This is a genomic window from Clostridium beijerinckii HUN142 (genome assembly GCF_000621745.1).
In the GTDB taxonomy this organism is placed as follows: domain Bacteria; phylum Bacillota; class Clostridia; order Clostridiales; family Clostridiaceae; genus Clostridium; species Clostridium beijerinckii_A.
Map to the genome: position 1 here is coordinate 1 of NZ_JHXK01000051.1, position 15,001 is coordinate 15,001.

At 33.7% G+C, this 15,001-nt stretch carries 13 protein-coding genes, 1 pseudogene and 1 other annotated feature; all 14 genes and pseudogenes read left to right on the forward strand.

What is annotated here, in order from left to right; genetic code table 11:
- A pseudogene (locus T483_RS30600) lies at nucleotides 1-96 on the forward strand (elongation factor Tu); the annotation flags it as partial.
- 175 nt (nucleotides 97-271) lie between these two features.
- Nucleotides 272-421 carry a 50S ribosomal protein L33 gene (rpmG, locus tag T483_RS0117920; RefSeq protein WP_026888074.1) on the forward strand — a complete coding sequence of 50 codons (150 nt, stop codon included), beginning with the start codon at nucleotides 272-274 and terminating at the stop codon, nucleotides 419-421.
- A gap of 48 nt (nucleotides 422-469) precedes the next feature.
- Nucleotides 470-700: a preprotein translocase subunit SecE gene (gene secE, locus T483_RS0117925; protein WP_026888075.1), complete on the forward strand. Its 231-nt coding sequence runs from the start codon at nucleotides 470-472 to the stop codon at nucleotides 698-700.
- A 37-nt stretch (nucleotides 701-737) separates the two neighbouring features.
- Nucleotides 738-1,259, forward strand: coding sequence for a transcription termination/antitermination protein NusG (nusG, locus tag T483_RS0117930; protein ID WP_023976911.1), 522 nt, complete (start codon nucleotides 738-740; stop codon nucleotides 1,257-1,259).
- A 78-nt stretch (nucleotides 1,260-1,337) separates the two neighbouring features.
- Nucleotides 1,338-1,763 carry a 50S ribosomal protein L11 gene (gene rplK / locus T483_RS0117935; RefSeq protein WP_026888076.1) on the forward strand — a complete coding sequence of 142 codons (426 nt, stop codon included), beginning with the start codon at nucleotides 1,338-1,340 and terminating at the stop codon, nucleotides 1,761-1,763.
- Between the two features lie 54 nt (nucleotides 1,764-1,817).
- Nucleotides 1,818-2,507 (forward strand): 50S ribosomal protein L1, encoded by a 690-nt coding sequence (gene rplA, locus T483_RS0117940; protein ID WP_026888077.1) that lies wholly within the window; start codon nucleotides 1,818-1,820, stop codon nucleotides 2,505-2,507.
- Between the two features lie 43 nt (nucleotides 2,508-2,550).
- Nucleotides 2,551-2,675, forward strand: a sequence feature (ribosomal protein L10 leader region).
- Nucleotides 2,676-2,709: 34 nt separating this feature from the next.
- The gene (gene rplJ, locus T483_RS0117945; RefSeq protein WP_026888078.1) at nucleotides 2,710-3,213 is read left to right on the forward strand and encodes a 50S ribosomal protein L10; all 504 of its coding nucleotides are present in this window, start codon (nucleotides 2,710-2,712) and stop codon (nucleotides 3,211-3,213) included.
- Nucleotides 3,214-3,264: 51 nt separating this feature from the next.
- Complete coding sequence (gene rplL / locus T483_RS0117950) at nucleotides 3,265-3,630, forward strand: 50S ribosomal protein L7/L12 (RefSeq protein WP_026888079.1); 366 nt, start codon at nucleotides 3,265-3,267, stop codon at nucleotides 3,628-3,630.
- Between the two features lie 329 nt (nucleotides 3,631-3,959).
- Nucleotides 3,960-7,670: a DNA-directed RNA polymerase subunit beta gene (rpoB, locus tag T483_RS0117955; RefSeq protein ID WP_026888080.1), complete on the forward strand. Its 3,711-nt coding sequence runs from the start codon at nucleotides 3,960-3,962 to the stop codon at nucleotides 7,668-7,670.
- Between the two features lie 21 nt (nucleotides 7,671-7,691).
- Entirely contained in the window at nucleotides 7,692-11,228 is a 3,537-nt protein-coding gene (rpoC, locus tag T483_RS0117960; protein ID WP_026888081.1) for a DNA-directed RNA polymerase subunit beta', read from the forward strand.
- A gap of 255 nt (nucleotides 11,229-11,483) precedes the next feature.
- The gene (rpsL, locus tag T483_RS0117965; protein ID WP_011967508.1) at nucleotides 11,484-11,861 is read left to right on the forward strand and encodes a 30S ribosomal protein S12; all 378 of its coding nucleotides are present in this window, start codon (nucleotides 11,484-11,486) and stop codon (nucleotides 11,859-11,861) included.
- 150 nt (nucleotides 11,862-12,011) lie between these two features.
- On the forward strand, nucleotides 12,012-12,482 hold the full coding sequence (gene rpsG / locus T483_RS0117970) for a 30S ribosomal protein S7 (protein WP_026888082.1): 471 nt from the start codon (nucleotides 12,012-12,014) through the stop codon (nucleotides 12,480-12,482).
- Nucleotides 12,483-12,566: 84 nt separating this feature from the next.
- Nucleotides 12,567-14,633 (forward strand): elongation factor G, encoded by a 2,067-nt coding sequence (gene fusA, locus T483_RS0117975; RefSeq protein ID WP_026888083.1) that lies wholly within the window; start codon nucleotides 12,567-12,569, stop codon nucleotides 14,631-14,633.
- A 177-nt stretch (nucleotides 14,634-14,810) separates the two neighbouring features.
- A partial coding sequence (locus T483_RS29405) for a GTP-binding protein (protein WP_035790357.1) occupies nucleotides 14,811-15,001 on the forward strand: 191 nt, incomplete at its 3' end.

Below are 15,001 nucleotides of genomic sequence, written 5' to 3' on the forward strand. Positions count from 1 at the left end.
ATCACTCCAATCGCAATGGATGAAGGATTAAGATTCGCTATCAGAGAAGGTGGAAGAACTGTAGGTTCTGGAGTTGTTACTAAAATAGTAGAATAGCACCATTTATTGCCAATAGGACTAAGTTGTATAACTTAGTCCTATTTAAAGGATGATTGACAAGTCAAATATTATATGATATTGTATAAAAGTGACATTTTAAGCAACGTAAATTTAGAAGTGAATAGGAATTTAAGATTCCTATTTAACATATAAGAAAACTGGAGGTGCAGTCATGAGAACAAAAGTAACTTTAGCATGCACAGAGTGTAAACAAAGAAATTATGATTCAATGAAAAACAAGAAGAATGATCCAGATAGATTAGAAATGAAAAAGTATTGTAAATTCTGTAAAAAGCACACTCTTCATAAAGAAACAAAGTAATTAGCCTAAGTAATGACATATAGTTATTAAATTTAAGGATGTGAAGATATGTCAGCAAAGAACAGTGTAAAAACTGATAAAGCTATTAAAAGTAATGGTTTGTTTAGTTTTTTTCGAGAGGTTAAGGTAGAGGTTAAGAAAATAACTTGGCCTTCAAAAGATGAGACAAAAAAAGCATTTGTTGCAGTTATTGTGTTCACACTAATGTATACTATATTAGTTGGTGGATTGGATTCTATTTTCAATAACCTCTTTAAAATGATTTTAAATTTCAAGTAAAAGGGAGGTTTGGGTGATTTTGTATCACCTGACGAATATGAGTGATAGAGCACGATGGTATGTAGTTCATACATACTCAGGATATGAAAATAAAGTAAAAGCAAACTTAGAAAAAGCAATTGAAAATAGAAATCTTGAAGCATTAATCCATGATATACAAGTACCCATGGAAGAAGTGGTTGAAGAAAAAGATGGAAAGCAAAAAGTCTCATTAAAAAAGAAATTTCCTGGATATGTGCTTGTAAAAATGTTGATGGGCGATGAAGCTTGGTACGTTGTTAGAAATACTAGAGGCGTAACAGGATTTGTAGGCCCGGGATCTAAACCAGTTCCTCTTTCTGATGAAGAGGTAGAATCAATGGGAGTATTAGAAGTTCCTGTTGAAATCGACTTAGAGGTAGGGGAAAGTATAAGAATTATCTCTGGGCCGTTGAGAGATTCAGTAGCTACAATACAAGAGATAATTCCAGATAAACGCAAAGTGAAAGCTTTGGTGGAGATGTTTGGCAGAGAAACACTTGCCGAATTAGACTTTAATCAAGTTGAAAAATTAGTTTAACTATAGTAGACTAGTTTTAATTAAGTGGGAGAACTAAAAAGAGTTCGTTATACCACAGTAATAGGAGGAATAACAAAAATGGCTAAGAAAGTAACTGGAATGATTAAACTTCAACTTCAAGCAGGTAAGGCAACACCAGCTCCACCTGTAGGTCCAGCTTTAGGTCAACACGGTGTAAATATAATGGGATTCTGTAAGGAGTTTAATGCAAAAACTGCAAATCAAGCTGGGTATATAATACCAGTAGTTATTACAGTTTACCAAGACAGATCTTTTAGTTTTATATTAAAGACTCCTCCAGCAGCAGTTCTAATTAAGAAAGAAATAGGATTAGAAAGCGGTTCTGGAGTACCTAATAAAACAAAGGTTGGTAAGTTAACTCAAGATCAACTTAGAAAGATTGCTGAAACTAAAATGCCAGACTTAAATGCTGCAAGTATTGAATCAGCTATGAGAATGATTGCAGGAACAGCTAGAAGTATGGGCGTAACTATTGAAGAGTAATTCGTAAAAATAAGTGGGAGGTCAAAACCGTTAACACCACAGAGGAGGCAAATTATGGGAAAAAAATATATTGAAAGTGCAAAGCTTATAGATAAGAGTGCATTATATAATCCAGTAGAAGCATTAGATCTTACATTAAAGACTGCAAAGGCAAACTTTGATGAAACTATTGAATTACATGTAAGACTTGGAGTAGATCCAAGACATGCAGATCAACAAGTTAGAGGTGCTGTTGTATTACCAAACGGAACAGGTAAAACAGTTAGAGTACTTGTATTTGCTAAAGGAGATAAAGCTACAGAAGCACAACAAGCAGGAGCTGATTTTGTTGGAGCAGATGAGTTAGTTCAAAAAATCCAAAGCGAAAACTGGTTCGATTATGACGTAGTGGTTGCAACACCAGATATGATGGGAGTTGTAGGTAGAATCGGTAGAGTGTTAGGGCCTAAAGGACTAATGCCTAATCCAAAGTCAGGAACAGTAACGTTTGATGTTGCTAAGGCAATCGAAGAAATTAAAGCTGGTAAAGTTGAATATAGAGTAGATAAAACAGCAATAGTTCACTGTCCAATTGGAAAAAAATCATTTGGAACTGAAAAATTAAAGGAAAACTTTACTGCGTTAATGGAAGCTTTAGTTAAAGCTAAACCAGCAGCAGCAAAAGGACAATACTTAAAATCAGTTTCTGTTTCAAGCACAATGGGACCAAGTGCAAAAGTTAATCCTACAAGAACTTTAGATTAGTATTGACTTAATTGAAATTATGTAGTATAATTTCAAATGTTGTAAAAAGAAAATATTTTTTCCGTAGACAGTGGGTGCGAAAGCGTAAAGTATAACTGCCCGCCTAGGTATATAATAGATTGTATTATAGGCCTTCCATGTCTGCGGAAGGTCTTTTTTAATAAAAGAAGCAGTTTGAACTGTGAGGAGGTGGACTACAGTAATGAATAAAAACAGAGAACTTAAAGAAGCAAAAGTTGCTGAAATTAAGGAAAAATTAGAAAAATCAAAAGCTGTTGTTCTTAGTAAGTATCAAGGTCTAAATGTTGAAGAAGATACAGCTCTTAGAAAAAGTTTAAGAGAAGCTGGAGTTGAATACAAAGTATATAAAAATACTTTAGTAATTTTAGCAGCTAAAGAATTAGGCTTAGATGGTATAGCAGAATATTTAGAAGGTGCAGTATCTATTGCATTTAGTTATGAAGATGTAACATTAGCTGCAAGACTTTTAAATGATTTTGCTAAAGATCACAAGAAGTTAGAATTAAAGGCTGGTATCATAGAAGGAGAAATCTATGATGAAGCTAAGATTAAACAACTTGCAACAATACCATCAAAAGAAGTTCTTATTGCAAAACTTCTTGGAAGTATCAAGTCTCCAATATCAAGCTTTGCACGTGTATTAAGTGCTATTGCTGATAGCAAGGGAACTGAGTCTGCAGAATAATTTAAAGATTAATTAAAATTTTAAGAAAAAAATTCGGAGGTGCTATTAAAAATGACAAGAGAAGAAATAATTCAAGCAATAAAAGAAATGAGCGTTTTAGATTTAAATGAATTAGTAAAGGCTTGTGAAGAAGAATTTGGAGTAAGTGCTGCTGCTGCTGTTGCAGCTGGTGGAGCTGTAGCTGGTGGAGCTGCTGCTGAAGAAAAAACTGAATTCGACGTAGTATTAGCAAGTGCTGGAGATAACAAGATTAAAGTTATCAAAGTAGTTAGAGAAATAACAGGATTAGGCTTAAAAGAAGCTAAAGAAATAGTTGATGGAGCTCCTAAGACATTAAAAGAAGGCGTTTCTAAAGATGAAGCTGAAGATATGAAAGCTAAATTAGCTGAAGTAGGAGCTACTGCAGAAGTTAAGTAGTTCGTTTTAAAGAAAAGGTGCTTTATAGCACCTTTTTTAAAATAAATTTATAAAGCTATATAAAATGCTTGTTGGATAAATAGGTATTTTATATAGCTTTATAACTAAAAGGAATTATTCCATAATATTTATTGACAAGGAAAATATCCTATGATATTATAATGTAATGTATTATTCTCTATGGAATACTATATATTTATAGTGGAAATAAGGAGTATAATCTGGTGAATAATGGTTATACTATAAAAAGACGCTGTCCGAAAGCAAAGTCCTTAGGGAAAGTATGCTTTTGGCTATTTTAGTTTATTTTATACAAGGGGTGAAAATTCATGGTACATCCTGTCCAAGTTGGAAAAAGAACAAGAATGAGTTTTGGTAAGGTTAATGACGTTACTGAAATGCCTAATTTAATTGAAGTACAATTAGATTCATATGAGTGGTTTTTAAGAGAAGGGTTGCATGAAGTTTTTGATGATATTAATCCTATCACAAACTTCACAGGGAATCTAGTACTTGAATTCGTAGACTATAAACTTGATATGGAAAACATCAAGTATTCTGTCGAAGAGTGTAAGGAAAGAGATGCGACTTATGCTGCACCATTAAAAGTTTCGATTAGATTGCAAAATAATGAAACTGGTGAGATTAAGGAACAAGAAGTATTTATGGGTGACTTCCCATTAATGACAGAGCAAGGTACCTTTGTAATTAATGGTGCTGAAAGAGTTATAGTTAGTCAGTTGGTAAGATCGCCGGGTGTATATTATAACTACTCTATAGATAAGAGTGGTAAAAAGTTATATTCATCAACTGTTATTCCTAATAGAGGTGCATGGTTAGAATATGAAACAGATTCTAATGATGTGATTTATGTACGAATTGATAAAACTAGAAAATTATCAATTAGTATATTAGCAAGAGCTATGGGATTAGGTAGTGATCAGGAGTTGTTAGATTTCTTCGGTGAAGAAGAGAGATTTAGGGCTTCAATAGAAAAAGACAATACTAAAACTAAAGAGGAAGCACTACTTGAAATATATAAAAGATTGAGACCTGGTGAGCCACCAACAGTAGATAGTGCTATATCTTTAATTGATACATTATTCTTTGACGCAAAAAGATATGATTTATCTAGAGTGGGAAGATACAAGTTTAATAAAAAACTTGCATTAAATTTAAGAATAGCTAACCAAGTAGCAGCTACTGATATTGTTAATCCACAAACTGGTGAAATAATGGTGGATAAAGGTCAGAAAATAAATAGATTAACAGCTGAAGAAATTCAAAATGCTGGTATTAAATCAGTTGATATATTAATAGAAGACAAAGTTATTAGAGTAATTAGTAATAACTTTGTAGACTTAAAGAAACAAGTTTCTTTTGATATTTCAGACCTAGGAATAAAAGAATTAGTTCACTATCCTACTTTGAGAGAAATATTAGATAATTTTTCTGACGAAGCAAGCATCAAAGAGGAAATTAAGAAAAATATTAGTAAACTTATTCCTAAACATATTATAAGAGATGATATATTTGCAACTATAAGCTATGAATTAGGATTAACTTATGGAATAGGTTATGTTGATGATATAGACCATTTAGGTAATAGAAGATTAAGATCTGTAGGAGAATTATTACAGAATCAATTTAGAATTGGTTTGTCTAGAATGGAAAGAGTAGTTAAGGAAAGAATGACTATTCAAGATCAAGAAGCTATAACTCCTCAAATGTTAATTAATATAAGACCAGTAGCAGCAGCTATCAAAGAATTTTTTGGTAGTTCGCAATTATCACAATTCATGGATCAAACAAACCCATTATCAGAACTTACGCATAAGAGAAGATTATCAGCATTAGGACCAGGAGGACTTTCAAGAGAAAGAGCTGGTTTTGAAGTAAGAGACGTTCACCATTCACATTATGGTAGAATGTGTCCAATTGAAACACCAGAAGGTCCGAACATAGGTCTTATAAATTCGTTAGCAACTTTCGCAAAAGTTAATGAGTATGGATTTATTGAAACGCCATATAGAATTGTTGACAAAGAAAACGGAAGAGCTACAGATGAAATAAGATATTTCACTGCTGATGAAGAAGATCAATGTTTAATAGCTGAAGCAAAGGAACCTATGGATGAAAGTGGGTACTTTATAAATAAAAAGGTCAGAGTAAGACATTTAGAGGATATATTAGTTGTTCCAACAACTGACGTTGATTTAATAGATGTATCTGCAAGACAAATTGTGTCTGTCGCAACTGCGATGATACCATTCCTTGAAAATGATGATGCGTCAAGAGCACTTATGGGTTCAAACATGCAACGTCAAGCGGTCCCATTATTAAGTCCTCAAGCACCAATAGTTGGAACAGGAATCGAATTTAAAGCGGCTGTTGACTCGGGAGTATTACCAAAAGCAAAGAATGCTGGAGTAGTTACTTATGTCTCAGGTAGTGAGATTCGTATTAAGAGAGACTCAGATGGTGGTACAGATGTATATAAATTATTAAAGTTTAAGAGAAGTAACTCAGGAACTTGTATTAATCAAAGGCCTATAGTTGATACAGGAGAAATAGTATACGAAAATCAAGTTATTGCAGATGGGCCATCTACAGATTTAGGTGAAATTGCATTAGGTAAGAACATCAGAATGGGATTCATAACTTGGGAAGGTTATAATTACGAAGATGCTATGCTAATTTCAGAAGAATTGGTCAGAGAAGATGTCTTTACATCTATGCATATAGAAGAATATGAATGTGAAGCTAGAGATACTAAGCTAGGGCCAGAAGAAATTACAAGAGACATACCAAATGTAAGTGATGATGCACTTAAGGATGTGGATGATAGAGGAATTATACGAATCGGTGCAGAAGTAAGATCAGGAGACATATTGGTTGGAAAAGTAACGCCAAAAGGTGAAACTGAGCTTACTGCAGAAGAAAGATTATTAAGAGCAATTTTTGGTGAAAAGGCAAGAGAAGTAAGAGATACTTCATTAAGAGTGCCTCACGGGGAAGCTGGAATAATAGTTGATATAAAAGTATTTACAAGAGAAAATGGGGATGAATTAAATCCAGGTGTAAATGAACTTGTAAGATGCTATATTGCACAAAAAAGAAAAATTTCAGTTGGGGATAAAATGGCAGGACGTCATGGTAATAAGGGGGTTATCTCTAGAATATTACCAGAAGAAGATATGCCATTCTTACCGGACGGTAGACCTCTTCAAATATGCTTGAATCCATTAGGAGTACCTTCGCGTATGAATATAGGTCAGGTACTTGAAGTTCACTTAGGCTGGGCAGCTAGTCATTTAGGATGGCATATAGCTACACCAGTATTTGATGGTGCAACCCAACCTGAAATAACAGAGTGTATGATAAAAGCAGGATTTAGAGAAGATGCTAAAACTATATTATATGATGGTAGAACTGGAGAACCGTTTGATAATCCGGTAACTGTCGGTATAATGTATATTTTAAAACTTCACCATTTAGTAGATGATAAGATCCACGCTAGATCTACAGGGCCATATTCGTTGGTTACTCAACAACCATTAGGAGGTAAAGCTCAATTTGGTGGTCAAAGATTTGGTGAAATGGAGGTTTGGGCATTAGAAGCATATGGAGCAGCGCATACACTTCAAGAAATATTAACTGTTAAGTCAGATGATGTTGTAGGTAGAGTAAAGACATATGAGGCTATAGTAAAAGGGGAAAATATACCTGAACCAGGAGTGCCTGAATCATTTAAAGTTCTTATTAAAGAGCTACAAGCATTGTGCCTAGATATTAAAGTATTAAATGATGCACATGAAGAAGTGACATTGAAAGAATTTGTGGATGAAGATATGGCAAACTTAGAAGTTGATATAGAAGTTACTGAAGAGATTATGGTGCCGGAACCAGAGGTATTAGATGACGATAGTTATGATCAAAATACTGATGAAGACATAGATGAAATTGATTATGATGAGAGTGTCGATATAGCTGATCTTGAGACTGAATTAGAACTAGATGATTTTAATGATGAACACTAATTTTGAAGGGAGGATTTACCCTTGTTTGAATTAAATAATTTTGATGCAATACAAATTGGATTAGCGTCTCCAGAACAAATAAGACAATGGTCAAGAGGAGAAGTTAAGAAACCAGAAACTATTAACTATAGAACTTTGAAACCAGAGAGAGATGGTTTATTCTGCGAAAGAATTTTCGGACCAATGAAAGATTGGGAATGTCACTGTGGAAAATACAAAAGAGTAAGATATAAAGGGATAGTTTGTGATAGATGTGGAGTTGAAGTCACAAAAGCTAAAGTTAGAAGAGAAAGAATGGGGCATATAGAATTAGCTGCCCCAGTATCTCATATTTGGTACTTTAAAGGAATTCCATCAAGAATGGGATTAATTTTAGATATGTCACCAAGAGCTTTGGAAAAAGTTTTATATTTTGCGTCTTATATAGTGATAGATCCGAAAGAAACACCACTATTGAAGAAGCAGCTTCTTAACGAAAAAGAATATAGGGAAGCTGTAGATAAATATGGCGATGAAAGCTTTGTAGCAGGAATGGGAGCTGAAGCAATTCAGGATTTACTAAATGAAATTGATTTAGTAACTTCATCAAAAGAACTTAAAGAAGAATTAAAACAAAGTTCGGGACAAAAGAAAGTTAGAATTATTAGAAGACTAGAAGTTGTAGAATCGTTTAGAAAATCAGGCAATGATCCACAGTGGATGGTTATAAATGTGATACCAGTAATACCACCAGATTTGAGACCTATGGTTCAGCTGGATGGAGGTAGATTCGCAACATCTGATTTAAATGATTTATATAGAAGAGTAATAAACAGAAATAATAGATTAAAAAAATTATTAGATTTAGGTGCTCCAGATATCATAGTTAGAAATGAAAAGAGAATGCTTCAAGAGGCAGTAGATGCACTTATTGATAATGGTAGAAGAGGAAGACCAGTAACTGGACCTGGAAATAGACCTCTAAAATCTCTTTCGGATATGTTAAAGGGTAAGCAAGGTAGATTTAGACAAAACTTACTTGGAAAAAGAGTTGACTATTCTGGTAGATCAGTTATAGTTGTTGGACCAGAATTAAAGATGTATCAATGCGGACTTCCAAAAGAAATGGCCATAGAACTCTTTAAGCCGTTTGTAATGAAGAAGCTAGTACAAGATGGAATTGCACATAACATAAAGAGTGCTAAAAGAATGGTAGAAAGAGTGTTACCGCAAGTCTGGGATGTATTAGAAGAAGTAATTGCAGATCATCCGGTATTGCTAAACCGTGCACCTACGCTACACAGACTTGGTATTCAAGCATTCCAACCTGTATTAGTAGAAGGTAGAGCAATAAAACTTCATCCATTAGCATGTACAGCTTATAACGCTGACTTTGATGGGGACCAAATGGCTGTTCATCTTCCATTATCAGTAGAAGCTCAAGCAGAAGCTAGATTCTTAATGTTAGCTGCAACAAATATTTTGAAGCCATCAGATGGTAAGCCAGTTTGTGTTCCAACACAAGATATGATTCTTGGATCATACTATTTAACGATGGATAAGAATGGCGCAAAAGGGGATGGAATGACATTCTCAAGCAAAGATGAAGCTATAATGGCATATGAAGTTAAAGAAATTGATATACATGCTCAAATAAATGTTAGAATGCTTAGAGAAATTGATGGTGTGGTTAAGTCTAAGATAATTAAAACTACAGTTGGAAAGATTATATTTAATGAATCAATTCCACAAAACTTGGGATTAATTAATAGAGAAAATGAAGAAGATATGTTTAATCTAGAAGTTGATTTCTTAGCTACGAAAAAGTCATTAGGAACGATAATCGATCAATGTTATATGAAGCATGGTCCGGTTAAAACATCTATAATGCTTGATAATATTAAAGCGTTAGGGTATCACTATTCATCAATCGGAGCTGTAACAGTTGCTTCATCAGATATAATAGTTCCAAAAGTAAAATATGATTTACTTAAGGAAGCGGATGAAACGATTGAAAAGATTGAGAAGATGTATAAGAGAGGTTTCATATCTGATGAAGAAAGATATGAAAGAGTTATAGAAAAATGGACTCAGACAACTGAAGATGTAGCTAATGCATTAATGGATAGTCTTGATAAATTTAATCCGATATATATGATGGCTGATTCTGGAGCCAGAGGATCAAAATCTCAGATCAAGCAATTAGCTGGTATGAGAGGTCTTATGGCCAGTCCATCAGGTAAGATTATAGAGTTGCCTATAAGAGCATCATTTAAAGAAGGATTAGATGTAATAGAGTATTTCTTGTCTACTCATGGAGCTAGAAAGGGTAATGCAGATACGGCTTTAAAGACTGCAGATTCTGGATATTTAACTAGAAGACTTGTTGACGTTTCTCAAGATGTTATCGTAAGAGAAGAAGATTGTGGTACAGATGAAGGAATAATTGTAAGTGAAATTAAAGAAGGTAATGAAGTTATCGAGGAATTAAGAGAAAGATTAATTGGTAGATATACAGCAGAAGATATTGTTGATCCAAAAACTGGTGATATAGTACATCCAAAGAATGAATATATGGATCCGTATGCAGCTGACAAGATAGTTTCAGCAGGAATTAAGAAGGTAAAAATTAGATCTGTGTTCACTTGTAAATGTAAAGTTGGTGTATGTGCTAGATGTTATGGCATGAATATGGCAACAGCTAAGAAGATTGATATTGGAGAAGCTGTTGGAATAATAGCTGCTCAATCAATCGGGGAACCAGGTACACAGCTTACAATGAGAACATTCCATACTGGTGGAGTTGCAGGAGCAGATATTACTCAAGGTTTACCTAGAGTTGAAGAACTATTTGAAGCTAGAAAGCCGAAAGGTCTTGCAATAGTAAGTGAAATTGCTGGTACTGCAAGAATAGAAGAGACGAAAAAGAAGAGAACAGTAATAGTTATGGGTGCTGATGGTGAAGAACGTAGTTACGATATACCGTTTGGATCAAGACTGAGAGTCAATGAAAGTGATTATGTTGAAGCTGGGGATGAAATTACAGAAGGTTCAGTAAATCCTCACGATATAATGAGCATAAAGGGAATAGATGGAGCAAGAAGATATTTACTTTCAGAGGTTCAAAAAGTTTATAGATTACAAGGTGTTGATATCAATGATAAACACTTAGAAGTAGTTGTTAGACAAATGACTAGAAAGATAAAAATCGTTGACTCAGGAGATACAGATTTATTGCCAGGAACTATGATTGATATGTTTGACTTCTATGAAGAAAATGCTAGAGTAAGAGAATTTGGTGGAGAAGAGGCTAAAGGAGAACAAACTCTACTAGGTATAACTAAAGCAGCATTAGCGACTGACAGTTTCTTATCAGCAGCATCGTTCCAAGAAACAACAAGAGTTTTAACAGAGGCAGCAATTAAAGGAAAGGTTGATCCTTTAGTTGGATTAAAGGAAAATGTAATAATTGGTAAGTTAATTCCAGCTGGTACTGGAATGATGAGATATAGATCTTTGAAAGTGGAAACAGATAGTGAATTAGTTGAAGAAACTGTTGGAGAAACTATTGAAGAATAAGAAGGTATTATATTGACATGTGTAAAATTAAATGATAAAATACAATTTGTGTGATTTTAAATATGAAATCACGCAAATTAATGTCAATATATGATTTTATAAAAGTAAATTTATAACTTATACATAAGATATTGATTTATTGCGTAAAATTTAGGTATATTTGATAAGTTATATGAATTAGTATGTCATATAACTTGATAAATTAGTGTTTATCTTAATTTTAAAATAGATAAATAAATTTCAGGAGGTGAAAAGATGCCAACTATTAGCCAATTAGTAAGAAAAGGCAGAAAAACAGCAGTAGTTAAATCAACTGCACCAGCACTTAAAGAGTGTCCTCAAAAAAGAGGTGTATGTACAGTAGTTAAAACAACAACTCCTAAAAAACCTAACTCAGCGTTAAGAAAAATTGCAAGAGTTAGATTAACAAATGGATTTGAAGTGACTGCATATATTGGTGGAGTAGGTCACAACTTACAAGAACATAGTGTTGTTCTTATAAGGGGTGGAAGAGTTAAGGACCTTCCTGGTGTTAGATACCATATTGTAAGAGGTGCGCTAGATTGCGCTGGAGTAGCTAACAGATTACAAGGAAGATCAAAGTACGGTGCTAAGAGACCTAAGAAAAAATAGGACTTTTAACAAAGAATAGTGCTTATCTTCAGCATAAATTATAGATTTTATTTTGAGTTTATATAGATGTAAAAGATGTAGCACTTTACGGTATAATAAAATACCGAGTACCGATGAACTTAAATTTACAATGTTAAGGAGGGAAGAAAAGTGCCAAGAAAAGGACATATTGCAAAAAGAGACGTATTACCAGATCCAGTGTACAATTCAAAAGTTGTTACTAAATTTATAAATAGTATAATGGAAGACGGTAAGAAGGGTGTAGCCCAAAAAATATGCTATGATGCATTTGAATTAATAGCTCAAAGAAGTGGAAAAGAAGCTTTGGAAGTTTTTGAAGAAGCTATGAACAATGTAATGCCATTACTAGAAGTTAAAGCTAGAAGAATAGGTGGTGCTACTTATCAAGTTCCTATAGAAGTTAGACCAGAAAGAAGACAGACTTTAGGAATAAGATGGATGTTAATAGCAGCAAGAAAAAGAGGCGAAAAGCTAATGAGTGAAAGAGTTGCTGGTGAATTATTAGATGCATCTAATAATACAGGAGCAGCCGTTAAGAAGAGAGAAGATACTCATAAAATGGCAGAAGCTAATAAAGCATTTGCTCATTACAGATACTAATATATATATAAAACTGTTTTGGCTTATGCTAAGGCAGTTTTGTCAAATTAAATTAAATTTGCTCATTGAGAGGAGGACAAATAAATGGCTAGAAAATATCCTTTAGACAAATTCCGTAACTTCGGTATAATGGCACATATAGATGCAGGTAAGACAACAACTACTGAACGTATACTATTCTATACAGGAGTGAGTCATAAAATAGGGGAAGTTCATGATGGCGAAGCTACAATGGACTGGATGGTTCAAGAACAAGAAAGAGGTATAACAATTACTTCAGCAGCAACTTCATGTTTCTGGAAAGAACATGAACTTAATATTATAGATACTCCTGGTCACGTAGACTTTACAGTTGAAGTTGAAAGATCGTTAAGAGTACTTGATGGAGCTGTTACTGTTCTTGATGCAAAGAGTGGGGTTGAACCACAAACTGAAACTGTGTGGAGACAGGCAGATAAGTACGGTGTTCCAAGAATGATATATGTAAATAAAATGGATGCAACAGGTGCTGATTTCTTTAGATGTATTCAAACAGTTAAAGAAAGATTAAAAGCAAATGCAGTTCCAATTCAAATTCCAATAGGTAGCGAACAAGGCTTCAAAGGAATGGTTGATCTTATAAAGAATGTTGCTTTTATATTCTATGATGATCTTGGAAAAGATATGAGAGAAGAAGAGATTCCAGCTGAATACGTTGAGCAAGCTGAAGAATATAGAAATGCAATGATAGAAGCTATCGCTGAAACAGATGAAGAACTAATGGAAAAATATTTAGAAGGTGAAGAACTTACAATTGAAGAATTAAAAACTGCTTTAAGAAAAGCTACAATTGCTAATGAAATATATCCTTGTATTTGTGGTTCTTCATACAAAAACAAAGGTGTTCAAGAAATGATTGATGGAGTTGTAGATTACTTACCATCACCATTAGATGTTCCAGCAATAAAAGGAACAACATTAGAGGGAGAAGAAGATCATAGAAATTCTTCAGACTCTGAACCGTTATCAGCTTTAGCATTTAAGATTGCTACGGACCCATTTGTTGGGAAATTAGCATTCACAAGAATATATTCAGGTGTAATGCAAAGTGGTTCATATGTACTTAACTCAACAAAAGGTAAGAAAGAAAGAATCGGTAGACTTGTTAAGATGCATTCGAATTCAAGATCAGAAGTTGAATCATTGGAAGCAGGAGAAATTGGTGCAGTAATTGGATTAAAGAACACTACAACAGGTGATACTTTATGCGCAGAAAATAGTCCGATAATTCTTGAAGCTATGGAATTCCCAGAACCAGTTATTAATGTAGCTATTGAGCCAAAGACAAAAGATGCTCAAGAAAAGATGGGAATGGCATTAGCTAAGTTAGCAGAAGAAGATCCTACTTTTAAGACTTGGACTGATACAGAAACAGGTCAAACAATTATTGCAGGTATGGGAGAACTTCACTTAGAAATAATCGTTGATAGACTTCAAAGAGAATTTAAAGTTGAATGTAATGTTGGAGCTCCTCAAGTTGCATATAAAGAAACAATTAGAAATGCTGTTAAAGCGGAAGCAAAATATGCTAAACAATCAGGTGGTAAAGGACAATACGGTCATGCTGTAATTGAAATGGAACCAACTGAAGGTGAATACGTATTTGAAAATGCAGTTGTAGGTGGAGCTATTCCTAAAGAATATATACCAGCTATCGATGCAGGTATTAAAGAAGCATCTTTAAATGGTATTATTGCCGGATACAATGTTATTAACTTTAAAGTTAAGTTAGTACATGGTTCATACCATGAAGTTGACTCATCTGAAATGGCATTTAAAATTGCAGGATCTATGGCATTTAAAAATGCTATGGCTAAAGCAAGTCCAGTACTTCTTGAACCTATGATGAAGGTTGAAGTAACAGTTCCAGAAGAATATATGGGAGATGTTATTGGAGATATCAACTCAAGAAGAGGTAGAATGGAAGGAATGGAAGCTGTTAATGGAGCTCAAGTTATTAGAGCGTTTGTACCATTATCAGAAATGTTTGGATATGCTACTTCGTTAAGATCTAGAACTCAAGGTAGAGGCGTTTATTCAATGGTATTTGATCACTATGAAGAAGTTCCTAAGAATATACAAGAACAAATTGCTGGTAATAGAGCTAAGTAATATGTAATTATGTTTGATACCATAGTATAGGAGGTTATTTGTAAGTATAATTATTTTGAATGATTTTTATAATATGGTAGAAAACTTGAATAATAAATGTAGATATTGAAAAATCTATAAGTTATAATATTAACAAAAGATTCTTTAAATTATGTCTATCAAGGGAGGAAAATTATAATGGCAAAAGCAAAGTATGAAAGAAGTAAGCCACACGTTAATATTGGAACAATAGGTCACGTAGACCATGGTAAGACAACATTAACAGCAGCGATCACAACAGTATTAGCAAATAAAGGATTCGCTGAAGCATTTAACTATGCAGATATTGATAAGGCTCCAGAAGAAAAAGAAAGAGGAATCACAATCAA

Coding starts and splice junctions, on each gene's coding strand:
- rpmG (WP_026888074.1), top strand. CDS start 272: ATGAGAACAAAAGTAACTTTAGCATGCACAGAGTGTAAACAAAGAAAT.
- secE (WP_026888075.1), top strand. CDS start 470: ATGTCAGCAAAGAACAGTGTAAAAACTGATAAAGCTATTAAAAGTAAT.
- fusA (WP_026888083.1), top strand. CDS start 12,567: ATGGCTAGAAAATATCCTTTAGACAAATTCCGTAACTTCGGTATAATG.
- nusG (WP_023976911.1), top strand. CDS start 738: ATGAGTGATAGAGCACGATGGTATGTAGTTCATACATACTCAGGATAT.
- rplJ (WP_026888078.1), top strand. CDS start 2,710: ATGAATAAAAACAGAGAACTTAAAGAAGCAAAAGTTGCTGAAATTAAG.
- rpsL (WP_011967508.1), top strand. CDS start 11,484: ATGCCAACTATTAGCCAATTAGTAAGAAAAGGCAGAAAAACAGCAGTA.
- rplK (WP_026888076.1), top strand. CDS start 1,338: ATGGCTAAGAAAGTAACTGGAATGATTAAACTTCAACTTCAAGCAGGT.
- rpoB (WP_026888080.1), top strand. CDS start 3,960: ATGGTACATCCTGTCCAAGTTGGAAAAAGAACAAGAATGAGTTTTGGT.
- rplA (WP_026888077.1), top strand. CDS start 1,818: ATGGGAAAAAAATATATTGAAAGTGCAAAGCTTATAGATAAGAGTGCA.
- rplL (WP_026888079.1), top strand. CDS start 3,265: ATGACAAGAGAAGAAATAATTCAAGCAATAAAAGAAATGAGCGTTTTA.